The 24,088-nt window shown below is 71.2% G+C and carries 18 protein-coding genes; 15 read left to right on the top strand and 3 right to left on the bottom strand.

Annotated elements, in window-relative coordinates; translation table 11 throughout:
* Positions 1 to 62 precede the first annotated feature (62 nt).
* The 3 genes from ACFYRX_RS15565 (at position 63) to ACFYRX_RS15555 (ending at position 4,292) form a co-directional block, all read left to right on the top strand.
* Positions 63 to 1,556, top strand: a complete 1,494-nt coding sequence (locus tag ACFYRX_RS15565; protein ID WP_389099752.1) for an aminopeptidase P family protein — start codon at positions 63 to 65, stop codon at positions 1,554 to 1,556.
* 86 nt (positions 1,557 to 1,642) lie between these two features.
* The gene (locus tag ACFYRX_RS15560; RefSeq protein ID WP_389099750.1) at positions 1,643 to 2,983 is read left to right on the top strand and encodes a PLP-dependent aminotransferase family protein; all 1,341 of its coding nucleotides are present in this window, start codon (positions 1,643 to 1,645) and stop codon (positions 2,981 to 2,983) included.
* Positions 2,984 to 3,035: 52 nt separating this feature from the next.
* Complete coding sequence (locus ACFYRX_RS15555; RefSeq protein WP_389099748.1) at positions 3,036 to 4,292, top strand: MFS transporter; 1,257 nt, start codon at positions 3,036 to 3,038, stop codon at positions 4,290 to 4,292.
* A gap of 207 nt (positions 4,293 to 4,499) precedes the next feature.
* On the opposite strand, the gene ACFYRX_RS15550 is transcribed toward ACFYRX_RS15555, so the two are convergent.
* Positions 4,500 to 5,327 (bottom strand): triphosphoribosyl-dephospho-CoA synthase, encoded by an 828-nt coding sequence (locus ACFYRX_RS15550; protein ID WP_389099746.1) that lies wholly within the window; start codon positions 5,325 to 5,327, stop codon positions 4,500 to 4,502.
* Positions 5,328 to 5,876: 549 nt separating this feature from the next.
* Between ACFYRX_RS15550 and ACFYRX_RS15545 the strand changes: the two genes are divergently transcribed.
* The 5 genes from ACFYRX_RS15545 to fxsT all read left to right on the top strand — a co-directional run bounded on the left by ACFYRX_RS15545 (position 5,877) and on the right by fxsT (position 14,277).
* Positions 5,877 to 6,074 (top strand): FXSXX-COOH protein, encoded by a 198-nt coding sequence (locus tag ACFYRX_RS15545; protein ID WP_389099744.1) that lies wholly within the window; start codon positions 5,877 to 5,879, stop codon positions 6,072 to 6,074.
* 37 nt (positions 6,075 to 6,111) lie between these two features.
* Positions 6,112 to 8,532, top strand: coding sequence for an FxsB family cyclophane-forming radical SAM/SPASM peptide maturase (locus ACFYRX_RS15540; RefSeq protein ID WP_389099742.1), 2,421 nt, complete (start codon positions 6,112 to 6,114; stop codon positions 8,530 to 8,532).
* 50 nt (positions 8,533 to 8,582) lie between these two features.
* Entirely contained in the window at positions 8,583 to 8,858 is a 276-nt protein-coding gene (locus ACFYRX_RS15535) for a hypothetical protein (RefSeq protein ID WP_389099740.1), read from the top strand.
* Positions 8,859 to 8,963: 105 nt separating this feature from the next.
* The gene (locus tag ACFYRX_RS15530; RefSeq protein ID WP_389099738.1) at positions 8,964 to 10,217 is read left to right on the top strand and encodes a TIR-like protein FxsC; all 1,254 of its coding nucleotides are present in this window, start codon (positions 8,964 to 8,966) and stop codon (positions 10,215 to 10,217) included.
* A gap of 97 nt (positions 10,218 to 10,314) precedes the next feature.
* Positions 10,315 to 14,277, top strand: a complete 3,963-nt coding sequence (gene fxsT / locus ACFYRX_RS15525; RefSeq protein WP_389099736.1) for an FxSxx-COOH system tetratricopeptide repeat protein — start codon at positions 10,315 to 10,317, stop codon at positions 14,275 to 14,277.
* 97 nt (positions 14,278 to 14,374) lie between these two features.
* Here fxsT and ACFYRX_RS15520 read toward each other — a convergent pair whose 3' ends face one another.
* Together ACFYRX_RS15520 and ACFYRX_RS15515 are read right to left on the bottom strand one after the other, a co-directional pair.
* Positions 14,375 to 15,247, bottom strand: coding sequence for an alpha/beta fold hydrolase (locus ACFYRX_RS15520; RefSeq protein ID WP_389099734.1), 873 nt, complete (start codon positions 15,245 to 15,247; stop codon positions 14,375 to 14,377).
* A gap of 101 nt (positions 15,248 to 15,348) precedes the next feature.
* Positions 15,349 to 15,798, bottom strand: a complete 450-nt coding sequence (locus tag ACFYRX_RS15515) for an ATP-binding protein (RefSeq protein ID WP_389099732.1) — start codon at positions 15,796 to 15,798, stop codon at positions 15,349 to 15,351.
* A gap of 230 nt (positions 15,799 to 16,028) precedes the next feature.
* Here ACFYRX_RS15515 and ACFYRX_RS15510 point away from each other — a divergent pair, with 230 nt between their 5' ends.
* The 7 genes from ACFYRX_RS15510 to pheA all read left to right on the top strand — a co-directional run bounded on the left by ACFYRX_RS15510 (position 16,029) and on the right by pheA (position 23,632).
* Positions 16,029 to 16,892, top strand: a complete 864-nt coding sequence (locus ACFYRX_RS15510) for a hypothetical protein (RefSeq protein ID WP_389099730.1) — start codon at positions 16,029 to 16,031, stop codon at positions 16,890 to 16,892.
* Positions 16,893 to 17,052: 160 nt separating this feature from the next.
* The gene (locus ACFYRX_RS15505; protein ID WP_389099728.1) at positions 17,053 to 17,790 is read left to right on the top strand and encodes a YcnI family protein; all 738 of its coding nucleotides are present in this window, start codon (positions 17,053 to 17,055) and stop codon (positions 17,788 to 17,790) included.
* Between the two features lie 79 nt (positions 17,791 to 17,869).
* Entirely contained in the window at positions 17,870 to 18,526 is a 657-nt protein-coding gene (locus tag ACFYRX_RS15500) for an SCO family protein (RefSeq protein ID WP_389099726.1), read from the top strand.
* Positions 18,523 to 18,984: a copper chaperone PCu(A)C gene (locus ACFYRX_RS15495; protein WP_389099724.1), complete on the top strand. Its 462-nt coding sequence runs from the start codon at positions 18,523 to 18,525 to the stop codon at positions 18,982 to 18,984. The genes ACFYRX_RS15500 and ACFYRX_RS15495 overlap by 4 nt, the downstream gene beginning before the upstream one ends.
* 13 nt (positions 18,985 to 18,997) lie before the next feature.
* The gene (locus ACFYRX_RS15490) at positions 18,998 to 20,938 is read left to right on the top strand and encodes a copper resistance CopC/CopD family protein (protein ID WP_389099722.1); all 1,941 of its coding nucleotides are present in this window, start codon (positions 18,998 to 19,000) and stop codon (positions 20,936 to 20,938) included.
* A gap of 8 nt (positions 20,939 to 20,946) precedes the next feature.
* Positions 20,947 to 22,467 (top strand): iron uptake transporter deferrochelatase/peroxidase subunit, encoded by a 1,521-nt coding sequence (efeB, locus tag ACFYRX_RS15485; RefSeq protein ID WP_389099720.1) that lies wholly within the window; start codon positions 20,947 to 20,949, stop codon positions 22,465 to 22,467.
* A 232-nt stretch (positions 22,468 to 22,699) separates the two neighbouring features.
* Positions 22,700 to 23,632 carry a prephenate dehydratase gene (pheA, locus tag ACFYRX_RS15480; protein ID WP_389099718.1) on the top strand — a complete coding sequence of 311 codons (933 nt, stop codon included), beginning with the start codon at positions 22,700 to 22,702 and terminating at the stop codon, positions 23,630 to 23,632.
* Positions 23,633 to 24,088 lie beyond the last annotated feature (456 nt).

Here is a 24,088-nt window from a genome sequence, read left to right as displayed (position 1 = left end):
GGCCCTGGGCCCCCTTCCGTACGACCGTACGATGGACGGGGTCCAGTGCCGTATCTAGGAGGATGACCGTGGCCGAAGAGCTCAATCCGGCCGAGACACCCGCTGCTGCCGCAGCGGGCCCGGAAGCCGAGCCCGAAGAGCCGATCAAGAAGCGGAAGAACGGACTGTACCCGGGCGTGTCCGACGAGCTGGCCGAAAGCATGAAGTCCGGCTGGGCCGACACGGAGCTGCACGACCTGCAGCCGATCGCGCAGGCCGCCGAGACCGCGGCCCGCCGTGCGGCGCTGTCCGCCCGCTTCCCGGGTGAGCGGCTGGTGATCCCGTCCGGCAACCTGAAGACACGTTCGAACGACACGGAGTACCCCTTCCGGGCGTCCGTCGAGTACGCCTACCTCACCGGCAACCAGACTGAGGACGGCGTGCTCGTCCTGGAACCCGTTGCCTCCGGCGGTCACACCGCCACGCTCTACCTCCTGCCGCGCTCCGACCGCGAGAACGGTGAGTTCTGGCTCTCCGGGCAGGGCGAGCTGTGGGTCGGGCGGCGGCACTCGCTCACCGAGTCCGAGAAGCTGTACGGCCTCCCCGTCTCCGATGTGCGTGAGCTGGCGGACGCCCTGCGCGAGGCCACCGGTCCGGTGCGGGTCGTGCGGAGCTACGACGCCGGCATCGAGGCCGCACTGACCGACAAGGTCACCGGCGAGCGGGACGAGGAACTGCGGGTCTTCCTGTCCGAGGCGCGGCTCGTCAAGGACGAGTTCGAGATCGGCGAGCTGCAGAAGGCGGTCGACTCCACCGTTCGCGGGTTCGAGGACGTGGTGAAGGTCCTCGACAAGGCCGAGGCCACCTCCGAGCGGTACATCGAGGGCACCTTCTTCCTCCGCGCGCGCGTCGAGGGCAACGACGTCGGCTACGGCACGATCGCCGCGGCGGGACCGCACGCGTGCACGCTGCACTGGGTGCGCAACGACGGGGCCGTGCGGTCGGGTGAGCTGCTGCTGCTCGACGCCGGCGTCGAGACGCACACGTACTACACCGCCGACGTGACACGGACGCTGCCGATCAACGGCCGCTTCAGCGCTGTGCAGAAGAAGATCTACGACGCCGTGTACGACGCCCAGGAGGCCGGGATCGCGGCCGTGCAGCCGGGCGCCAAGTACCGGGACTTCCATGACGCGGCCCAGCGGGTGCTGGCGGAGCGTCTCGTGGAGTGGGGTCTTGTCGAGGGACCCGTGGAGCGGGTGCTGGAGCTGGGGCTGCAGCGGCGGTGGACGCTGCACGGGACCGGGCACATGCTCGGGATGGACGTGCACGACTGCGCTGCCGCGCGGGTGGAGTCGTACGTGGACGGGGTGCTTGAGGCGGGGATGGTGCTGACCGTCGAGCCCGGTCTGTACTTCCAGGCCGATGACCTCACTGTGCCGGAGGAGTACCGGGGCATCGGGGTGCGGATCGAGGACGACATCCTTGTGACGGCTGACGGGAACCGGAATCTGTCGTCCGGGTTGCCTCGGCAGTCTGATGAGGTCGAAGCCTGGATGGCCGGTCTCAAGGGTTGAGTTTCGGGCGCGGGTGCTTCGTGGCTGGTCGCGCCCACGCGGCGGAGCCGCACATTGATACAGCCCCGCGCCCCTAGGGAGTCGCCGTGGACCTGCATCTAGATGCCGACTCCGTCGATGGGCGTCGTGCCGGGCTTGAGCGAGGCCTGCGCGACGCCGTTCGGGCGGGGCGGCTCGCTCCCGGTGCCCAGTTGCCTGCGACCCGGCGGCTTGCCGAGGAGCTCGGGATTTCCCGGGGGACCGTCAAGGCGGCCTACGACCAGTTGATCGCCGAGGGGTATCTGACCGCCCGGCAGGGATCGGGGACCGTCGTCGCTCCGCTGCCCTCCACTGAGACCCGATCGCCGGAGAGCGGTGCACGCGTGCGTGCGCCGCTTTTCGATCTGCGACCCGGGAGTCCGGACGTGGGGACCTTTCCGGCCGCCGCCTGGCTCAAGGCCGTACGCCGAGCCGTGGCCACCGCGCCGGTCTCCGCGTACGACTACGGCGACCCGCTCGGGCGTATCGAGCTGCGGACCGCCCTCTCCGAGTATCTCGGGCGGGCCCGCGGGGTCGTCGCGCCTCCCGAGCGGATCCTGGTGACCTCCGGGTCCGTACAGGGACTCGCTCTGCTCACCCGGGTCCTGGATGGCGGCACGGTCGCCATGGAGGACCCCGGGCTGCCCTTCCACCGGGACGTCGTACGGCGCGGTGGCGGGCGGGTGGTGCCGGTTCAGGTCGACGAGCTGGGGGCCTGCCCGGACGGCTTGGAGGCCGCCGACGCCGTGGTCGTCACTCCCGCCCACCAGTACCCGACCGGCGTGACCCTGCACCCCTCGCGCCGGCGCGCGCTGACCGACTGGGCACGCGCGCGTGGGGCGTTGGTCGTCGAGGACGACTACGACGGGGAGTTCCGTTACGACCGGCAGCCCGTCGGGGCGCTCCAGGGGATGGCGCCGGGGCAGGTCGCCTACCTGGGGACGGCGTCCAAGACGCTCGGACCCGCCCTCCGGCTCGGGTGGATGGTGCTGCCGCCCCAGCTCGTCGGGCCCGTCGCCGACGCCAAACTGCACAGCGACCACAGCACGGAGTCCATCGGGCAGCTCGCCCTCGCCGAGCTGATCCGCAGCCACGCGTACGACCGTCACGTGCGCGCGTGCAGGCTCCGGTACCGGCGGCGCCGGGATCTGCTCGTGGAGCGGCTGGGGGCGCGGTGGCGGCTGCGGGGGATCGCGGCCGGGCTGCACGCGCTGGTCGAGGTCGAGGACGAGCCGGCGGTACTGGCACGGGCCGCGTCCGAAGGTCTCGCCGTGGGGGCGCTCGGCGAGCACTGGCACACGGCGGGCTCTCGCCAAGGGCTCGTGGTGGGGTACGGGACGCCTCGGGAGGCGGCGTATCCGCGGGCGCTGGAGGTGCTGGCCCGGGTCCTGGAATTGGGCCAGTCCTGAGCACCTCCATTGGGTCTGTCGAGTGGTCCACCGCGCTTCTAGTGTCGTTTGCATGACGAACTCACTCGTCCCGCCCGCGGGGCCGCAACGCGTTCTGGCGCTCGCCCAGCTGAGCAACTCCGTCGGGGACGGCGCCTACTACGTGACGTCGGCCCTGTACTTCACGCACGTCGTCGGGCTCGACCCCGCGCGCGTGGGGCTCGGGCTGACCGTCGGCTGGGCGGTCGGGTCGGTGGTGGGCGTGCCGCTCGGGCGGCTCGCGGACCGGCGTGGCGCGCGCGGTACGGCGGTGCTGCTGGCGCTGGCCACGGGGCTGGCGGTGGCGTCCTTCCTGGTGGTCCGGGACTTCGTGCCGTTCGTCCTGGCGGCCTGCGCCTACGCCTCCGCCCAGTCCGGGCTCGCCGCTGCCCGGCAGGCACTGCTCGCGGGGCTGGTCCCCGCCGGGGAGCGGACCGGGCTGCTGGCCCACCTCCAGGCGACGCTGAACGCCGGTCTGGCCGTGGGCGCGGGCCTCGGCGGACTCGCGCTGCACGCCGGAACGCGGGCGGCGTATCTCGGGGTGTTCGCGGTGGACGCGGCGAGCTTCGCGGTGTGCGCGGCGCTGTTGCTGAGGCTGCCGTCGGTGGCACCTCGGGTGTCCGCGACGTCCGCGGGGTCCTCGGAGAAGCGGCGCGGTGCGAGTGTGCTGCGCGACCGGCCGTACGCCGTGATCACGCTCCTGAACACCGTCCTGCTGCTGCGGATGCCCCTGCTGAGCCTGGGGATCCCGCTGTGGATCGCCGAGCGGACCGCGGCGCCGACCTGGCTGGTCTCCGCGCTGTTCGTCCTCAACACCGGGGCCGTGATGCTCTTCCAGGTACGGATGGCCCGCGGGGTGACCGGGCTGGCGTCGGCCACGCGCGCGGTGCGGCGGTCGGGGTGGGTCATGCTGGCGGCCTGCGCGGTGTTCGCTCTGTCGGCGGGCGCCTCGCCGTGGGTGGCCGTGGGAGCGCTGGTCGTCGGGGCCGTGCTCCAGGTGGTGGCCGAGATGGGGCAGTCGGCGGGGTCCTGGCAGCTCTCCTTCGACCTGGCTCCGGCCGACCGGGTCGGCGAGTACCAGGGGTTCTTCGGGACCGGGGTGACGGTGGCCAGGACCCTGGGGCCGCTGGTGCTGACGACGCTGCTGGTGGAGTGGGGCACGCCGGGGTGGCTGCTCCTCGGCGGGGCGACCCTCGTGGCGTCGTACGCGATGGGACCGGCGGCCCGCCGAGCCGCCGGCCGCGCCTCGCAGCCGGCCGTCGGGCGGGCCGTGTCCGCGCCGGCGAACTGAGGGACGTACGGCGGCAGGGCCCGCGCCCGTGCACCGGACACGCCTCGGACGGTGTCCGGAGGGCCCGCGTCGGTTCTGGCGCCGGGCAGGGCAGCGGCGGAACCGACGCCCGGCCGGCCGTGTCAGGCGGACCGCGAACGGACGCCCGGCCCGGGCGATGCCGAGCGAACGGTGACCGCGAAATCCCGCCCACCCGGCCGTGTCAGGTCAAGCGTTGGCCCGGGGCGCCGGGAGCGCGTCCACGAACAGGGCGCCCGCGAGCAGGCCCGCGCTGCCGCGGGGGCTCCACGCGCGTGTGTGCAGGTCGGCGTCGAGGGTGAGCAGGGCCTCGCGGCCCGCTTCCGTCGTCGTACCGCCCGACTCCAGGACGCCTCGGGCGCCCGCCTGGACGTGGCGCAGGCCCAAGGGGCCCGCGGTGTAGAGGAGTTCGGTGTCCTGGAGGCTGGACATCACGGTGAGCAGGGCGTCCAGGCGGGCCCCGGCCTCGTCGGCGCCCGCCTCGCGGGCTCGCGCCAGGGCGTCCAACGCCCGCCTCACGTGCGGGAATCCGGCCCGCGCCTCGCCCCGGGCGCCCGCGGCGCCGTACTTCGCGGAGACCGAGGAGCCCCTGGAGGCACGGCGTGGGGCCCGCTTGTCGGTGTGCGCGGCGATCTTCTTGGCGGTCGCCGTCACGTCCTTCGATCGCGCTCCCGGATCGAGGGCGGCCGCGGCGACCAGCAGTCCGAGGGTCCACAGGGCACCGCGGTGGCCGCCGCCCGCCAGGCCCACCGAGTGCTCGGTGCAGCGGCCGATCGCGCCCAGTTCCGCACGGAGCCCGGGGGTGGGTTCGCCGGTGCGGCGGGCGGCGGCGGCCATCGCCGTGAGGCCTGGCGCGAGCGCCTTGGCCGACCAGCGCAGCGAACAGTGGTCCTTGCTCGTGGCACGGGCGCCGAGGTCGCGCGGATCGGGCAGGCCCGGCTTGGGGGCCAGGGCCAGTTGACCGGTGAGCGCGTTCACGGCGGCCAGCGCCAGCGCCTCGTCCTCGCGGCTGCTCATGGCCGTACCTTACGAAGAGGCCGAGGCCGGGGGACCGGCACTTTCGGACGGACGCTCGGGGGCGTGTTCCAGTGGTTTCCCGTCATGGCCGGACCATAGGAAGGGCACCTGTGCGGGGGCTGAGAATTTCGGCACAGCCGCGGGCGGGCGCGCTGCTGTGCCTCGGTCGGGTGAATTCCGCGCGGGCGCCGCCGCCCCTCAAACGTCTCCATAGGGTAAAATCCTCGCAAATAGATCTTGAGGGCGTAACGGGTTGGGATTTCCTTGTTCCCTACGAGCACGACCCCGGGTCCATCGTCACCACTTCAGATCCCCCTCAAGACCGCAAAGTCGAAGGTGGGGGCTGACATGCGCAACTCACGCAGGGGGGAACGCAGTTGGGCCGCCGTGTGGTTTCATATCTGCTCTGCGACCCCTGCCCCGGGGTTGTTCACTCTCATGAGCGTGTTCGCGCGCGGGACGCTCCGGATGTCCGTAATATCCGCCATGCGTGGACCGTTCCTTGTCCATTCGCAGACCAGCGGGCACACGGAAGATCGAGGTTCGTCCATGAACACGCCCACCATCGCCTCGGCCGACGAGCCGGGGAAGCAGTGGACCGCCGGGGAACGAGTCCCGCTGGTACGGCTCGCCGCGCGGGCGGACGGTCTCAGGTCCGGTGCCCTCACCCGGGTCGTGTCGCCGCAGGGGGACTCCGACCGCGGGCCGGCGCGGGTCTCGGTCGCGGCGTTCCAGTCGGCCGTCTGATCCCTGCCCCCTCGAGCAGGAAACGCGCCGTGCGCTGATGGACCCGTCGCCGCACCCACTGAGCCAGTTCGTCCTGAAGATGCACAGCCGCTGCGATCTGGCATGTGATCACTGCTATGTCTTCGAACACGCGGACCAGAGCTGGCGAGGCCGGCCGACGGTGGTCTCCGGCGAGGTGCTGGACCTCACCGCCCGGCGTATCGCCGAACACGCCCGCACACACCGGCTCGACACCGTTCACGTCGTGCTGCACGGCGGGGAGCCCCTCCTCGCCGGCCGGGAACGGCTCCGTCAGGCGGCGCAGGGCTTACGTACCGCCCTGGCCGGGGTCTGCGCCCTCGACCTGCGCATCCACACCAACGGCGTCACCCTCGACGAGAAGTTCTGCGAGCTGTTCGCGGAGTTCGACATCAAGGTCGGCATCTCGCTCGACGGCGACCGCGCGGCCAACGACCTGCACCGCCGCTATCGCAACGGCCGCAGCAGCCATGCCCGGGTGCTCCGCGCGATCGCCCTGCTCAACAGCCCCCGCTACCGGCATCTGTTCGCCGGTCTGCTCTGCACGGTCGACCTGCGCAACGACCCGGTCACCGTCTACGACGCCCTGGCCGAACTCGCCCCGCCCCGCATCGACTTCCTGCTCCCCCACGCCACCTGGGACGACCCACCGCCCCGCGCACCCGGCACCCCCTCGTACGGCGAGTGGCTGCTGACCGTCCACGACCGCTGGACCGCCGCGGGCAGGCCCATGGGCGTACGGGTTCTCGACTCCGTTCTGCGCACCCTGCGCGGCGCGAGCAGCCTCACCGAGTCCCTCGGTCTTGCCCCGGTGGAACTGGCGGTCATCGAGACCGACGGCGCTCTCGAACAGGCGGACTCGCTGAAGACCGCGTACGACGGAGCGCCCGGCACCGGCATGGACGTACGCGCCAACTCCCTGGACGAGATGGCCGTGCACCCCGGCATCGTGGCCCGGCAGCAGGGGCTGGACGGGCTGTGCGGGACCTGCCGCGCCTGTCCGGTCGTCCGCTCCTGCGGCGGAGGGCTGTACGCGCACCGCTACCGCTCCGGAAGCGGGGACGGCGCGTTCATGAACCCGTCCGTGTACTGCGCCGACCTGAAACAGCTCATCACCGGGATCCGCGACAGGGAAGCCCAGCAGATGCCGACGCCCCACCTGCCCCTGGACGACGTGCGCCTCGACGAGATCGCCTCCGGTCTCGGCGGCGCCGACGCCGTGCACCTGCTGGCCCGGCACGAACTCGGCGTCAACCGCGAACTCCTCGCCGCCGTCTGGCGTGAGAGCGCGCACGACGAGACCGGAACGGCGGCCTGGGAAACCCTCGCGGTCCTGGACGCCGAGGCTCCCGAGTCGGTGGACGCGGTACTGGCCCACCCCTACCTGCGCCCCTGGGCACAGCGCGCACTGCACGGCGGCGAGGAGGCCGGCCGGATCGCGATGCGCGGGGTGGCGGAGCTCGCCGCGGCGGCACTGCTGCGGGCCGGGCGGGCGGGCACCGTGACCGTACCGACCGGCTCCGGGGTGCTGCGGCTGCCGACCCTGGGCGCACTGGTCGTGGGCGAAGCGACGCAGGCGCAGGTCATCGGCGGCGCGGACGGAAGCTTCACGGTCCGGGCCGGGAAGCGCGTGCACGCCGTGGGGCCCAAGTCGGCGGCGGATCCGGCATGGTTGGCGCGGCACCGGTTCGAACTGCCGGGCTGGGCCGTCGCCCTGGAGGACACCGACCCCTGGCGGGACGCGCACGGCTACCCCGTGCGGGAGCGGTTGTCCTCCGCGGCCGCCGAGGAGTGGCGCCACGATCTCGCCGCCGCGTGGGAGTGGATCCGGCGTGAACTGCCCGCGTACGCGCCCGGACTCGCCGCGGGCCTGAGTGTCGTCACCCCGTTGCGGGAGGCCTCCGCGGGCGCGGACATCAGCTCGGCGGCCCGGGACGCCTTCGGCGCGGTCGGCATCGCCCGGCCGGGCACGCCCGAGACCCTGGCGTGTCTGCTGGTCCACGAGTTCCAGCACGTCAAGCTCGGCGCCGTACTCGATCTGGCGGACCTGTACGACCCCGCCTGCGCGCAGCTGTTCTACGCACCCTGGCGGCCGGATCCGCGCCCGCTGGAAGGGCTGCTGCAGGGGACGTACGCGCATATCGCCGTCGTCGACTACTGGGCCGCCCGTCGGCGGACCGCGGACGGTGCCGAGGCGTTCGACGCCGAGGTCCGGTTCGCCCGCTGGCGCGAACAGACCGCCGAGGCGGTGGACACCCTGGCCGGCTCGGGTGCCCTGACGGCACTGGGCGAGCGCTTCGTGAGGGCCATGGGGGAGACCGTCTCGACACGGCTGACGGACCCGGTCAGCCCCGACGCGCTGGTCAGCGCCCGCAGAACGGCGGCGCACCACAAGGGCCGCGCGGCACCGGCCGGGGACCGGTCCTGGCGGCACGGCTGATCCGCTCGGTGTCATATACGCCTCCACGCAGCGCGAGCCCTGGAGTTCTCGTGTCCTCTCCCGCATCCCGCCCGGACCAGCAACCCGCAGGGCCCGTGTCCGGACCTCGTCCCTCGCAGGAGGATCCGCCCGTTCCACGCAGCAAGCGCAAGCACTACGCGTTGGTCGCGGTTCTCAGTTCGCTCCTCGGCGGCAACGTGGCAGGCATTTTCGGCTACGCGGTCGGCCATCTGAAGTTCTATCCGGCAGTGGGTCTGGGCGCAGGCGCGGCGCTCACCCTGCTGGCCGCCGTCTTCCTCGTCATGTCCTTCGTCCTCCGCGACTGACGTCTCGTCATCACGGCGTGAAAACAGTCGAGTTCACCGCCCCGTTCCGCTGATGAGGCCGCGTTCCTACACTGAAGCTCCGTCGGCGGCGTATCGGGGGTATTGGTGCGAGGGGACGCAGAGGATCCCAGAAGTGGGCGGCCGTACTTCTTTCTCAGTTACGCGCACACACCGCGCAACGACTCCGAGATCGCCGGCCCCAACGCGTGGGTGAAGAAACTGTACGACGGCCTGTGCGCGCACATCCTGGAGATGACGTCGTTACCGATGGGCGCCAGCGCCGGCTTCCTGGACCAGGGGATCGCGCTCGGAACGCGGTGGACGGACGAGTTGTCGGAGAACCTGGCCCGCTGCCAAGTGTTCGTGCCGCTGTACTCGCCCCGGTACTTCATCAGTGAACAGTGCGGCCGCGAGTGGTGGGCGTTCTCGCAGCGGGAGATCTACCGCCGGACCCTGCGCGGGGAATCACGCGAGAGCGCCATCGTCCCGGCGTTATGGGTGCCCGTCGAACTCGCCCAACTCCCCCAGGTGGCCAAGGACCTGCAGTTCCAGCACGCGGACTTCGGGGACGACTACGCGGCGGAGGGGTTCTACGGGCTCACCAAACTCAGCTATCTCAAGGACCAGTACGAACTCGCCGTCTACCGGCTCGCCCAACGGATCGTGCGCGCCAGCCGGGCCATAGACCTCGGGGAAGGGCAGCTCTACCGGCAGTACGAGTCACTGCCCAGCGCCTTCGGGGACGGCGCCCACCCACCCGAGTTCGACGTCACGGTGATCGCCCGCTCCCGCTCGGACCTGCCCCCGGGCCGGGCGCCCGACTACTACGGGGACACCGCGCTGGAGTGGAACCCGTACCACCCGGTGTCGACCCGCTCCCTCGCGGAGCACGCCGCCGACCTCGTCAGGGCGATGAACTACCGGGTCACCGTCAGCGACTTCGAGAACGAACCCGACCGTCTCCTCACCCTGGGCCCGCCCAGCACCCCCGCCCTGCTGCTGCTCGACCGGTGGGCTCTGGACTCCCCGCGCGTGAAGGAGCTCATGGCGCAGCTGGCCGAGCAGCAGCGCCCCTGGATCAGCGTGATGATCCCCCAGCACCGGGACGACGCGATCCCCCCGGAACGGGACCGGCAGTTGCAGGAACTCACCGACCGGGTACTGGCCGCACGGCAGGTGGTGGGCTCGGGCCACCGGTCGCCGGGCGGCGCCATCCGCACCCTCGAAGCGTTCCAGGTCGAACTCCAGAAGGCCGTACGGCAGGCGGTCAACTACTACGAGACCCATGCGAAGACCTATCCGCCGAAGGGGCCACCCACCGATCCCCCGCGGCTGCCCAGGCTGGGATACCACGTCTGAGCGCGACGCCGGGGCATCCGCGCGGACCCCCGCCCATGGCCCCGGCGCACACGGCACGAGGGAAGAGCAAGGCCGACACAGCGGAGGGCTGGGATCCATGACCGAGAACCGCAAGGGTTCAGTGATCACCTTCTACTCGTACAAGGGCGGCACCGGCCGCACGATGGCGCTCGCCAACGTGGCCTGGATCCTGGCCGCCAACGGGTACCGCGTGCTGGCCGTCGACTGGGACCTGGAGGCGCCGGGCCTACACAGGTTCTTCCACCCGTTCCTGAAGCCCTCGTTACTCCGGGAGACACCCGGCCTGATCAACCTGATCGACGACTACCGCCGCGAGGCCCTGCGCGACCTTCCCGACCGCGCGTCGGACTGGCACCGGCGCTACGCCCGTGTCCGCCCCCACGCCATCTCCCTGGAGTGGCCCTTCCCGGAGCCCGGCAGCCTGGACTTCCTGTCGGCCGGCATGCGGCACCGGGACTACCCGATCGTCGGCAACATGGACTGGGACCGCTTCTACAGCAGCTACGGCGGCGGCCAGTTCTTCGACGCGATGCGCTCCGACATGGAGCAGTACTACGACTTCACGCTGATCGACAGCCGGACCGGCCACAGCGACCTCGCGGACATCTGCACCGTGCAGATGCCCAGCACCCTGGTGGTCTGCTACACGCTCAGCGACCAGAGCATCGAGGGCGCCGCCACGGTCGCCCAGGACATCGAGGAGCGCTACGGCGAGAAGGGCATCCGCATCCTGCCGGTCGCCATGCGCATCGACGACGGCGAGAAGGACAAGGTCGACGCGGGACGAGCCCTGGCGCGCGAACGCTTCGACGGTCTGCCCAGCGGCATGGACGCCGAGCAACTCACCGCCTACTGGGGGTCGATGGAGATCCCCTACCGTCCGTACTACGCGTACGAGGAGATCCTCGCCCCGTTCGGCGACCCGCCCAAGGTCGCCAGTTCCATGCTGACCGCCTGCGAGCGGCTGACCCACGTCGTCACCGCCGGCCGGGTGAGCTCCCTGCCGCCCCTCAACGAGATCAAGCGCAACCAGTACGTCTCCGCCTACACCCGCCGCCGCCCGCTGCCCCCCTCGAAGCTGCTGCTCCAGTACGTCTCCGAGGACCGGATGTGGGTGGACTGGCTGGAGGCGGTGCTGCGCGAGGCGCGCTTCGACGTGGCCTCCCAGGACCTGCGGTCGATGACGACCCTGGAGGTCGGCGGCGAGGCCCTGTCCGGCGGCTCGCAGCGGACGCTCGCCGTGGTCTCTCCCGCCTTCCTCGGCTCCCGCACGGCCCGGGCCGCCTGGGAGGCCACCGTGCACTCGGGAGGTACGAACAAGCACCAGCCGGTCGCCCTGCGGGTCGGGGACGTGCAGCAGATCCCTTACGCCAGCCGGGGCGGCACCATCGATCTGGCCCGGCTGGACGAGGAGACGGCCGCGACCGCACTGCTCACCGGCCTGGGCCGGCCCACCTCGCAGCCGGCCGGCCGGCCGCACGGCGCGCGCTTTCCCAACAGCAGCACGAGCGTGTCCAACGTCCAGCCCCGCTACCCGTTCTTCACCGGCCGCTCCTCGATCCTCGAACAGGTGCGCCGACAGTTCGTCACCGGCGCCTCCGGGGAACGCCTGCCTCAGGTACTGCACGGGCTCGGCGGCGTGGGCAAGACCCAGCTGGCCCGCGAGTACGCCAACCGCTTCAAGCCCGACTACGACCTGGTGTGGTGGGTCGACGCCGAACAGCCCGACCTGGTCGCCCCCAAACTCGCCGACCTCGGCCGACGGCTCGCCCCGGGCATCGGCGACGACGTGTCCGAGGCCGCCGTGGCCGCCCTCCAGGCACTGCGGGCCGGGAACCCGTACAAGCGCTGGCTGCTGGTCTTCGACAACGTCGAGGACCTGGACGAGGTGCTGAACCGCTTCAGCGACCAGACCGGACCGATCCCGGACGACGTCTACGGCCATCTCCTGGTCACCACCCGCACCAAGCCGACCACCACCCGGGTCCGGACCGTGGAGGTCGAGGTCTTCACCCGGGAGGAGAGCGTGGAGCACCTCACCGCGCGCGTGCCGGGGCTGCGCGAGGAGGACGCGGCGCTGGTGGCCGACGCGGTCGGCGACCTGCCGCTCGCGGTCGAGGTCGCGGCGGCCTGGCTGGCGACGACGGCCACACCCGTCGGCGAGTACATCGAGCAGCTGCGCGAGCAGAGCACCCAGGTGCTGTCGGTCCAGGCCGCCGTCAACGCCGTGGAGTACCCGTCCTCCGTCGGCGCGACCTGGAACATCTCCGTCACCCGGCTGCGTCACGAGTCCCCGGCGGCGGCCCGGCTCCTCGAACTGTGCAGCTTCCTGTCCGCCGAGCCGATCTCGATGGCCCTCGTCGGCAGCGACGCGATGATCAGGGCGCTGCTGCCGTACGACAAGGACCTGCGCGCCCGGTACATGCTCGGCAAGGTCACCCAGGCGCTGAACCGGTTCGCCCTGGCCAAGGTGGACTCCACCGACAACTCCATCCAGGTGCACCGGCTGGTGCAGGCCGCGGTGCGCGACAGCATGGCCCCGGACGTGGCCGAGGACACCGTCCACGAGGTGCACCGCATCCTCGCCGCCATACGGCCCTCCGAGGACGCGGTGGACGACCCCGCCAAGTGGCCCGAGTTCGAGGTGATCTGGCCGCACCTGGTCCCCTCCAACATCCGCGAGTGCGCGGAGGAGGAGCCACGGCAGCTGATGGTGGACCGCATGCGCTACCTGTGGAAGCGCGGCGAACTGCACCTCGCGCGCACCCTGGGCACCCAGCTCGACGAGTTCTGGAGCACCGAGTTCCAGGACTCCAACGACGAGCAGATCCTCAACCTCCGTTTCGAGCTGGCGAACATCCTGCGCTCCCAGGGCGAGTACCAGGCCGCCCGGGAGATGGACGAGGACACCCTGGCCCGGCAGCGCCGGCTCCTCGACGAGGGCCACCCCTCCCTGCTCATCACCTCCGGCAACGTGGCCGCCGACCTGCGGGCGCTCGGCCGCTTCAACGAGGCGCTGGAGCTGGACCAGCGGAACTACAACGGCTTCCGTGAGATCTTCGGCGAGGACCACTCCCGCACCCTGCGCTCCGCCAACAACCTCGCCATCGACCACCGCCTCACCGGGGACAGCGAGGCCGCCCGGCGGCTCGACGAGGACACCGTGCGCCGTCGTACCGCGCTGGACGGCCCGCTGCACCCCTACACGCTCACCACCCGCAGCCACTACGCCCGCGACCTGAGGGAACTGGGCGAGTACGACGAGTCGGTGGAGATCCTGCGCCAGGTGCGGGAGCTCTTCGGGCAGGTGCTCAACCCGTACGTGCCGGAGGTGCTGCGGGTCGACAAGAGCCTCGCGGTGTCCCTGCGCAAGGCCGGCCGGCAGGCGGAGGCGCTGCGGCTGAGTGAGCAGACCTGGGAGACCCACACCCGCTACCGCGACCGGTACGGCCGCTCCATTCCCGAGGAACTGGCCTGCGGGCTCAACCTCGCCGCCGACTACCTCGCCACCGATCCCGAGCAGGGTGCCCAGCGGGCCGTACGGCAGGTCGAGGCGGTGCTGGAGGGGTACCGGAACTCCTTCGGCCCCCACCACCCGTTCACGATGTTCTGCATCAACAACCTGGCGACCTACCATCGCGCCCTCGGCGACCGGCACAAGGCCGCCGAACTCGCCGAACAGGCCCACACCGCCCTCGCCACGGCCCTCGGCAACGACCACCCGGCCACCCTCAGCGTGGGAACCAGCCTGGCCAACGCCCTGGCCGACCTCGGCCGCCTCGAGGAGGCCGAGCACTGGGAGCGGCTTGCCGTGACCGGCCTGCGCAAACGCCTCGGGGCCGGCCATCCCGACACCCTCGCGGCCATGGCCAACCTCGCGATCACGCTGCGCGGGCTGGGCCGGGACAAGGAGGCCACCAGACTCCACCGCGAAGCGGAGACCGAACTGGTCCAGCGGCTGGGCGAGACGCACCCCCTGAGCGAGGCGGCGTCCGCGTGGCGCCGGATCGACCGGGACCTGGAACCGCAGCAGGTGTGACCGCGGGGGGGCGGAGCCGGACCGGGCGGGCGGGACGGGGCCGGGACGGGGCCGGGACGGAGCGGGGCGGGGCTGGACCGCGCCGCTGCCGTCGGCCTCACCCGTCGTGTTGTGAGGCCCAGCCGATGAAGCGGGTCATCACACGCAGCGCGCCGAAGTGGGCGGCGTCGCGTTCGACCTCGACGCGGGCCCCGGGGATGTTGCGGCCGAGCCAGCGGGTGTGTTCCACCGGGGCGAAGATGTCCTCCTCGCCGTGCCACAGGAGGACCGGGGCGGTGATCCCCGACAGGTCGAAGCCCCAGCCGGTGCTGAACGCCATCACGTCGTCCACCCAGCCGTCGGCGGAACTGCGCAGGCCCTCGGCGAAGTTGCGCTCCAGCATGGCCTGGATACCGGCGTCCGCGACGATCCGGCGGTCCGACTCGGGCAGTTCGCTGCGCATCTCGGCGACGGAGGCCGCCGGGTCGGCGCGGATCGTCACCGAGCGTCTGCCCAGGCTGGCGGTGAGCCGGTGGCGGCCCACGGCCGCGTTGACGTAGGCGTGGACATTGGCCGCGGTCATGCCGTCGAACCAGTCGAGCTCGGCGGCGTCCGGAGGGGCGAGCCCGACCAGGGAACCGGCCCGGGCGGTGCGCTCCGGCATCAGGGCCGCGCAGGCGAGCGCGTGCGGGGCACCGCCGGAACGTCCCACCACACCGAACCGGCCGATCCCGAGGGCGTCGGCGATCAGGCGTACGTCCTCGGCCGCGGCGCCGACCGTGCGGCCCAGGCTGCGGTCCGAACCGCCGTATCCCGGCCGGTCGAACGTGATCAGCCGGATCCCCATGCGGTAGAGGACCGACGGCCGTGGGGCGGGGCCGAGCCGGCTGCCGGGAGTGCCGTGCAGCAGGAACACCGGACGGCCCTTCGGATGCCCGCGCTCCTCGACCGAGAGCCGCCGCCCGTCCCTGGTGCGTACCGTCCACGCCATCGGCAGTCCCCCCACGGCCCGGCGTTCCCCTGAGTCCGGCGACAGAGCGACCGGCACCGGTCAGTATGCAGACCGGGACCCCCTGGAGTCATGAGGTCGGCTCACACCGCCATCAGCGGTGCGTCCTTCTTCCACTTCAGGATCTTGTCGAAGCTCACCACGGCGCCGCGGCGGCCGGGTTTGTTGCCGATGTGGACGTGGTCGGCGAGTTCCTGGATGAGACACAGGCCGCGGCCGTTCTCGGCCTCGTCCGAAACGCGGCGGAGGGACTGCGCGGTGGACTGGGGGCGGGCGAATCCCGGGCCGGAGTCGGTGACTTCGATACGGCACTTCTCGCCGTCGAGGTAGGCGGTGACCCGGTACGCCGTCGAGGAGTCCTGCCGGCCGCCGTGCTCGACGGCGTTGGCGCAGGCCTCACTGAGGGCGAGGGAGAGGTCGTAGGAGACGTCCGGATCGACGCCCGCGGTCTCCATGGTGCCGAGCAGCAGGCGCCGGGCGAGCGGGACGCTCGCAGCATCGCGCCTCAGATGGAGTGACCACCAGATGCTCATGCTCCAGCCTCCTGGACGCGGCTCGACATACCGTTACGTATTGCCGCCCATGCCCGGGTGTAAGCACATCCTTGACGTGATGCCGCCCATATGGGGGATGCGCGGGCGGAGTTCACCGGTGTATGTGGGACAGCCCGTACCAGAAGTGACCTTCCGGTCGTACGCCTCGTACGTCATCTTGTGGACCTGCCGTATGGCGTCCATAAGCCCAGTGCGATGATGAGCCCGCCATGACTGCCCCCCACGCACGCCCCGGAGGGGATCTCCGGGTTCTGCGGGCCGCGGTGTTCGCCGCGGTCTGCGTCGTGCTGGCCGCGGCCGGTCACGCCATGGCCTCCTGCGCCACCGTCCCGCTGTGGACGCTCGGTGCGGGATTCCTGTCGACCTTCCTGGTCGTGGCGCCTCTCGCCGGACGTGAGCGGTCACTGCCGGGCATCGCGACGCTGCTCGCGGCCGGACAGACCGTGCTGCATGTGCTCTTCGGGCTGGGACAGCACGGTACGGCGGCGTCGATGACGTCGACGCCATCGATCTCCTCGGCGACGACGGCGCAGCCGGTGTCCGACGCCTCGCTGGTCCAGCAGGCCGCGCGGCTGCTGTGCGGGACCACCGCCGCGGCGATCAGCCCGGCGCAGGCCCACAAGCTGCTCACCGACGCGCGGCTCTATCCCGCGGCGACAAGCGCCAGGGGTGCGACGGGTACGACGGGCATGGAGCACTCGGCGGACGCCATGACCGGCTCCTCCGCCCTGTCGGTCCTGCCCTCCCTGTCGATGGTCCTCGGGCACGTTCTCGCGGCCGTCGCGGCCGGCTGGCTGCTGCGGCACGGGGACCTGGCGCTGCTCAGGCTCACCGAACTGTCCACGTGCTCGGCGCACTCCGTCGCGGAAGAGGCGCTCGTACGATCCCTGCGCGGGGCGCTCGCGCTGGTGCGCGCCCTGCGTGCGGGACTGCCGGGGGCGCCCGAGGCCGGACCGCGCGTCGCGCGCACCGCGTCGGCGGCGGTGTCCGAGCCAGGCGCCACCACCGCACTCCAGCACTCGGTGATCAGGCGGGGACCGCCGGCCGGGGACGCGTTCGTTCTCGCTGCCTGACACGACGGGCATACCCGGGGGATCCCACAGGGCCTCGAGGAGCCGCCGTCGTGCGGCACGCACGCGTGCAGATGTTTCCCGCTCTTCTCAAGCGATCGGGCACCCCTGCGCGCGTACCTCTCCTCAGTACCGGAATCCCTCTCGAAGCGGAGCGCATTTCATGAAGGCTTCTCGTCTCGCCGCCACCGGCGCCGTCGCCGTCGCCGCCGTGGTCGTCCTCTCCTCGCCCGCGTTCGCGCACGTCAGCGTGGCGCCCGAGGGCACCGCGGCCAAGGGCGGTTACGCGGTCGTGGACTTCAAGGTCCCCAACGAGCGCGACAACGCCTCCACCAGCAAGCTCGAGGTCACCTTCCCGACCGACCACCCCCTGGCCTCGGTCATGCCCGAGCCGATGGCCGGCTGGAAGATCCAGGTCACCAAGTCGAAGCTCGCCAAGCCCCTCGAACTGCACGGCAAGCAGATCACCGAAGCCGTCACCAAGGTGACCTGGACCGCCACCAGCGCGGCCAACGGCATCCAGCCCGGCTACTTCGAGAAGTTCCCGGTCTCCATCGGCGCCCTGCCCGAGGACGCCGACGAACTGGTCTTCAAGGCGATCCAGACATACTCCAACAAGGAGGTCGTGCGCTGGATCGAGGTCCAGGAGGACGGCGCGGAGGAGCCCGAGACGCCGGCTCCCGTCCTCGCCCTGTCCGCGGCCACCGGGGACGGCCACCACGGCTCCACGGCCGCCGAGGAGACCGACGCCAAGACCGAGAACGCCGCCGCGGCCACCGAGGCCGCCCCCGCCGACAGCAGTGACACCACCGCCCGCGTCCTCGGCGTGGTCGGCATCGTCGTCGGCGCGCTGGGCGTGGCGTACGGAGTGCTCGCCGGGCGCCGGCGCAGCGACGCCTGACCTGTTGCACGAACGTGCGCCGGGGTTGGTCGTCCGGCCCCGGCGCACGCCAAAATCCTTATAACTGGGACATTTTGATATGCGCAAGAAGACGTTCGCCGCGGCGGCACTGATCGCCGCCGCCACCCTGACCCTCTCCGCCTGCGGCAGCGGTGACGACAGCTCCTCGCCCGTCTCCGTGGTCTCGGAGGAAGCCGGCTCGGAGAAGGCCGCCACCGTCCTCGACCAGCCGTTCGAGAAGCCGGACCTGGTCCTGACCGACACCAAGGGCGAGAAGTACGACCTGCGGGCCGCGACCAAGGGCAGGCCCACCCTGATCTACTTCGGCTACACCCACTGCCCCGACATCTGCCCGCTGACCATGAACAACATCGCCGTCGCGAAGAAGCAGCTGCCGAGGTCCGAGCAGGACAAGCTGACCGTCGTGTTCGTCACCACCGACCCGGCCCGCGACACCCCCACCGAACTCGGCAAGTGGCTCAAGGGCATCGACACCCAGTTCGTGGGCCTGACCGGTGACTTCGCCACCATCCAGGCGAGCGCCCGCACCCTCGGCATCTCCATCGAGCCCACCCACAAGGACAAGAAGACCGGCAAGACCGTCTCGGTGCACGGCACCCAGGTCGTCGCCTTCTCCCCGAAGACCGACAAGGGGTACGTCCTCTACGGCGAGGACGCCACCGTCGACGACTACACCAAGGACCTGCCGAAGATCATCAAGGGGCAGAACCCGTGAGCAGGACCACAGCGTCGGTCGCGGTGCTCGCCGCGGCCCTCGTCCTGGCCGGCTGCTCGGACTCCTCCGACGCGTCCGACTCGTCCGGCTCCCGCCTCTCCGTCTCCGGCGCCTACATCCCGCAGCCCGTCTCCGCCGACATGGCCGCCGGATTCCTCACCATCTCCAACTCCGGTGGCACGAAGGACGAACTGACCTCGGTCACCAGCGGCGACGGCGACGTCACCCTGCACGAGACGACCGGCGGCGCGATGGAACAGGTTTCCCGCCTGCCCGTCCCTGCGCACGGTCAACTCGTGTTCAAAAGCGGCGCCAACCATCTGATGTTCGACAAGCTGAAGCGCAAGCCGACGCAGGGTGACACCGTCACCGTCGAACTGCACTTCGCCGAGTCCGACCCCGTCGTCGTGAAGATGCCGGTCAAGTCGGCGACGTACATCCCCAAGACCGGACACTGAGGGAGGGACCATCTTGACGCAGACCATCGCCCCCCGCGTCCGGACCCTGTTGCTGCTGCTCCTGGCCACGGCCGGCCTGCTGCTCACCACGGCCGGACCCGCCTCCGCGCACGCCGCGCTCACCGGCAGCGACCCCGAGCAGGGGGTGGTGGTCGACAAGGCGCCCGACCAGATCTCCCTGACCTTCTCCGAGAAGGTCGCCCTGTCGGACAACTCGCTGCGCGTGCTCGACCCCAAGGGCAAGGCCGTCCAGCAGGGCAAACCCTTCGAGGTGGACGGCACGACGTACGGCGTGAAGGTCCACAGCGGCCTGCCCGACGGCACGTACACCGTCACCTACCAGGTCGTCTCCGCCGACAGCCATCCCGTCGCCGGAGCCTTCACCTTCTCCGTCGGCGCCCCCTCGACCACGACCGTCTCCGTCTCCGGGGACACCGCGGGCGGCGGCATCGTCGGCTGGCTGTACGGCTTCGGGCGGTACATGTCGTACGCCGGATTCATCGTCCTGGTCGGCGGTGCCGCCTTCGTACTCGCCTGCTGGCGACGCGGCGCCGGAGTACGGCCCATGCAGCGCCTCGTCGTCGGCGGCTGGCTCACCATCACCTCGGCCACCCTGCTGCTGCTCCTGCTGCGCGGCTCCTACACGGGCTCCGGGAAGGTCGGCGACATCTTCGACCTGGACCTGCTCGGGAACGTGCTCCAGACCAAGGCGGGCGCCGCCCTGGTCTCCCGGCTGCTGCTGCTCGCGGCGGCGGCCCTGTTCATCTCCGTGCTCTTCGGGGCGTACGACAAGCGCGACGAGGACGAGAAGCGGGACCTCACCTTCGGCCTCTCCATCGGCGGGACGGTCGTCGCGGCCGGCCTCGCGGCAAGCTGGGCGATGGCCGAGCACGCCTCGGTCGGACTCCAGGCGGGCATCGCGATGCCCGTCGACGTCCTTCACCTGCTGGCCGTCGCCACCTGGCTCGGCGGCCTCACCGCGCTGCTCGTCGCGCTGTACCGCTCGGACGCCCCCATCGAGTCGGCCGCCGTACGACGGTTCTCCCAGGTCGCCTTCGGCAGCGTGGTCGCGGTGGTCGTGACCGGCGTCTACCAGTCCTGGCGGCAGCTCGGCTCCTGGTCGGCGTTCACCGACACCCGGTACGGACAGCTGCTGCTCGTCAAGATCGGGCTGGTGGCACTGCTCGTCGGCCTCGCGTTCATCTCACGGCGATGGACCGCGCAGCTCGCGGACGTGGCCGTGCAGCGCGGGAAGCGGACGCAGCAGAAGGAGCGGGTTTCGGCGAACGCCTCCGGGGCCACCGGCAAGGGCAAGGGCGGCGGTTCCCGAAGTGACGGTTCCAAGGGGGCCGCAGGCTCCAAGCGGGCCGCTCAACTCGCCCGGCAGCAGGCCGCCGTGGACACCGCCCGGCAGAAGCGGTCGCGGGACGCCGATCCCCAGCGGTTCGGGCTGCGCCGCTCGGTGCTCGCCGAGGCGGGTGTCGCGGTCGTCCTGCTGGCGGTCACGACCGTGCTGACGCAGACCGAGCCCGGCCGTACCGAGGAGGACGCCAAGGCGGCCAAGACGGCGGCCTCCTCTTCTTCCTCGTCCACGTCGGACGGATCGGACTCCGGGGCGCTGACCCTGGACATGTCCTTCGACACCGGCGGCACGGACGGCAAGGGCGTCGTGACGGTCGACCTCGACCCCGCGCGTGTGGGCGGCAACGAGATGCATGTCTACGTCCAGCGGCCCAACGGCCGTGCCTTCGACATCCCCGAGGTCAAGGTCGCCCTCACCCTGGAGGCCAAGAAGATCGGGCCGCTGACCGTCACCCCCGACCACATCACCACCGGTCACTGGGCGGCGAGCAGTGTGCAGATCCCCATGGCGGGCGACTGGAAGGTCGCCGTGACCGTGCGCACCTCCGACATCGACCAGACGACCGTCTCCAAGAACGCGCAGATCGGCTGACCCGCACCATGGCTGAACAATCCATTCCCGTCGCCGGCACCGGAGAGGGCGACTCCGGGGAGAGGGGCGCGCCCAAGGAGGGCGCCTCCTCGAAGCGGGGCGCCCCCGCCAAGGGACGGACGTCCCCGGCAGGCACCGGCACCTCCCAGGCAGGCACCACTGCGGCAGACGCCTCTGCGGCAGCCACCGCTGCGGGCGGTTCCGCTGCGGGCGGTTCCGCTGCGGCGGGTTCCGCTGCGGGCAGTTCCTCTGCGGCCGGTTCCGCCAAGCCCGGTGCCTCCGAGGCCACCGGCTCCGGCGCCGCGCGAACCGGAGGCATTTCGCGGCGCACCCTGCTCGGCACCGCCGGGGCCACCGGACTCGTCCTCGGTGCGACCGGCGGCGCCGTGGGTTACGCCGCCGCACCCGCCGGGGCGACTCCGCTGACCTCCGTGGGCAGTGACGAGGTGATGTTTCACGGGAAACATCAGCCCGGCATCACCGAGGGCCTCCAGGCCCGCGGCCACCTCGTCGCCTTCGACCTGGCGGCGGGCGCGGGCCGCAAAGAGGCCGCCGCACTGCTGCGACGCTGGTCGGAGACGGCTCGGAGGCTGATGGCGGGGGAGGCCGCGGGGTCCACCGACACGGATGTCGCCCGGGACGCGGGACCGTCGTCCCTGACGTTGACCTTCGGCTTCGGACACAGTTTCTTCTCCCGGACCGGTCTCGAGAAACAGCGGCCGGTCGCCCTCGACCCGTTGCCCGACTTCTCCTCCGACCAGATCGACAAGGCCCGCAGCAATGGCGATCTCTGGGTCCAGATCGGCGCCGACGACTCCCTGGTCGCCTTCCACGCCCTGCGCGCGGTCCAGAAGGACGCCGGCAGCGCGGCGAAGGTCCGCTGGCAGATGAACGGCTTCAACCGCACGCCGGGCGCCACGGCCCATCCCATGACGGCCCGCAACCTCATGGGCCAGCTGGACGGCACGCGCAATCCGAAGCCGAGCGAGTCCGACTTCGACGAGCGGATCTTCGTCCCGGCGTCCACTTCGAAGGACCCGTCATGGATGGCGAACGGCTCCTACGCCGTCGTACGACGGATTCGGATGCTGTTGAACGACTGGGAGAAGCTGACTCTGGGGTCGCAGGAGGCCGTCATCGGGCGCCGGAAGGCGAACGGGGCGGCCCTGTCCGGGGGCACCGAGACGACCCCGATGGACCTGGAGAAGACGGACGCCAACGGCGATCTGGTGGTCCCCATCAACGCGCACGCCCGGATCACCCGGCCCGACCAGAACGGGGGCGCCGCGATCCTCCGCCGCCCCTTCTCGTTCCACGACGGCATCGACACGGACGGAGTGCCGGACGCCGGGCTGCTGTTCGTCTGCTGGCAGGCCGACCCGCTGCGCGGCTTCGTCCCTGTCCAGCGCAAGCTCGACCGCGGTGACGCGCTCTCCCAGTACATCCGCCACGAGTCGAGCGGCCTGTTCGCGGTGCCGGGCGGGGCGGCGGAGGGGGAGTACGTGGGACAGGGGTTGTTGGAGGGGTGAGGGGGAGGTTGCCTCTCGGTGAGGTTGCCTCAGTGAGGCCGCCTCGGTGAGGTCTCGGCGGTGGGGGCTCGGCGGTGGGGTCGCCTGAGTGGCGGTCCTAGTGGCGGTCACCGCAGCACGCAGCGGTCGCGCGAACGTCCGCGGACGGCTTGCGGTCACGCCGTTTCACTCACCGGAGGGGCAGTCGTGAGACATGTGCGCCGTGCCGCGCAAGGGCCATTAGGGTGAGGTCATGCCAGCGAGCTATGCGTATCTCGGCCCTGAGGGCACCTTCACCGAAGTCGCGTTGCGGACGCTTCCCGAGACAGCGACCCGGGAGCTGATCCCTTACGTGTCGGTGCAGTCCGCGCTGGACGCGGTGCGCGCCGGTGAGGCCGAGGCCGCGTTCGTGCCGATCGAGAACTCCGTCGAGGGCGGCATCACCACCACCCTCGACGAACTGGTCGCGGGCGCCCCCCTGATGATCTACCGCGAGGTCCTGCTGTCGATCACCTTCGCGCTGCTGGTCAGGCCCGGCACGAAGATCACGGACATCAAGACGGTCTCCGCCCACCCTGCCGCCCAGCCGCAGGTGCGCAACTGGCTGAAGAAACACCTCCCCGACGCCCACTGGGAGTCGGCCGCCTCCAACGCGGACGCCGCCCGCCTGGTCCAGGAGGGCCAGTACGACGCGGCCTTCGCCGGAGAGTTCGCGGCCGCCCGGTACGGCCTCCAGGCGCTGGAGACCGAGATCCACGACGCGGAGAACGCGCAGACCCGGTTCGTCCTGGTCGGCCGCCCGGCCCGGCCCGCCGCGCCGACCGGCGCCGACAAGACGTCCGTCGTGCTGTGGCAACGTGACGACCACCCCGGCGGACTGCGCGACCTGCTGGGCGAGTTCGCCACCCGCGGCATCAACCTCATGCTGCTCCAGTCCCGGCCCACGGGCGCGGGCATCGGCAACTACTGCTTCTGCATCGACGCCGAGGGCCACATCACCGACCGTCGGGTCGCGGAAGCCCTGATGGGACTGAAGCGGATCTGCCGCGAGGTGCGCTTCCTCGGGTCGTACCCCCGTGCGGACAAGGACGTCGCAGACCTGCGGGCACCCCTCACCGGCACCTCGGACGAGGAGTTCATGGCCGCCTCGGACTGGGTCGCCCGATGCCAGGACGGCCGCTTCTAGCGCCTCGACGGCGCGCACGGTAACCGGTCCGGTAACCGGTCCTACCTGCAGATTTTAGTTATCCACAGGAGTTATCCACAGGTCAGCTTCTCGACCTGGGGACAAGTCGACAACAAAGGGCGACCCTGTCGACAAATCGGCCCTCGGGATGCTTCTGCGTCCACACGCGCGCACGTCACCCTTCGTCCACTGTTTTCCCTTAGTCAATCCTTTGGGGTGACCTCTTTCCACTCGAAAGTAGGGGTAAAGAGGGGTTTGCGCCGGGAATCCTCGACGTGATCCCCGGGTTTCGGAGTGATCAATTTCGAAATCCACAGATCTTCCGCACAGCCTGTGGATAACTCTTCGAGGGGTGTGCATCTCTGTGGACAACCATGCGCCAAGTCCCGCTCGCCGCAAGGGATTCGAGTCAACCCGGCGCCTCGCCCCTGCTTCGTCCCGGCGAGCGGAAGCGCT

This window comes from Streptomyces sp. NPDC005374 (assembly GCF_042872225.1).
In the GTDB taxonomy this organism is placed as follows: domain Bacteria; phylum Actinomycetota; class Actinomycetes; order Streptomycetales; family Streptomycetaceae; genus Streptomyces.
Note: the sequence above shows the minus strand (reverse complement) of the source record. Positions and strands in the feature narration are given on the sequence as shown.

Coding starts and splice junctions, on each gene's coding strand:
- ACFYRX_RS15555 (WP_389099748.1), top strand. CDS start 3,036: ATGACGAACTCACTCGTCCCGCCCGCGGGGCCGCAACGCGTTCTGGCG.
- fxsT (WP_389099736.1), top strand. CDS start 10,315: ATGACCGAGAACCGCAAGGGTTCAGTGATCACCTTCTACTCGTACAAG.
- ACFYRX_RS15565 (WP_389099752.1), top strand. CDS start 63: ATGACCGTGGCCGAAGAGCTCAATCCGGCCGAGACACCCGCTGCTGCC.
- pheA (WP_389099718.1), top strand. CDS start 22,700: ATGCCAGCGAGCTATGCGTATCTCGGCCCTGAGGGCACCTTCACCGAA.
- ACFYRX_RS15550 (WP_389099746.1), bottom strand. CDS start 5,327: ATGAGCAGCCGCGAGGACGAGGCGCTGGCGCTGGCCGCCGTGAACGCG.
- ACFYRX_RS15540 (WP_389099742.1), top strand. CDS start 6,112: ATGGACCCGTCGCCGCACCCACTGAGCCAGTTCGTCCTGAAGATGCAC.
- ACFYRX_RS15515 (WP_389099732.1), bottom strand. CDS start 15,798: ATGAGCATCTGGTGGTCACTCCATCTGAGGCGCGATGCTGCGAGCGTC.
- ACFYRX_RS15520 (WP_389099734.1), bottom strand. CDS start 15,247: ATGGCGTGGACGGTACGCACCAGGGACGGGCGGCGGCTCTCGGTCGAG.
- efeB (WP_389099720.1), top strand. CDS start 20,947: ATGGCTGAACAATCCATTCCCGTCGCCGGCACCGGAGAGGGCGACTCC.
- ACFYRX_RS15505 (WP_389099728.1), top strand. CDS start 17,053: ATGAAGGCTTCTCGTCTCGCCGCCACCGGCGCCGTCGCCGTCGCCGCC.
- ACFYRX_RS15545 (WP_389099744.1), top strand. CDS start 5,877: ATGAACACGCCCACCATCGCCTCGGCCGACGAGCCGGGGAAGCAGTGG.
- ACFYRX_RS15500 (WP_389099726.1), top strand. CDS start 17,870: ATGCGCAAGAAGACGTTCGCCGCGGCGGCACTGATCGCCGCCGCCACC.
- ACFYRX_RS15510 (WP_389099730.1), top strand. CDS start 16,029: ATGACTGCCCCCCACGCACGCCCCGGAGGGGATCTCCGGGTTCTGCGG.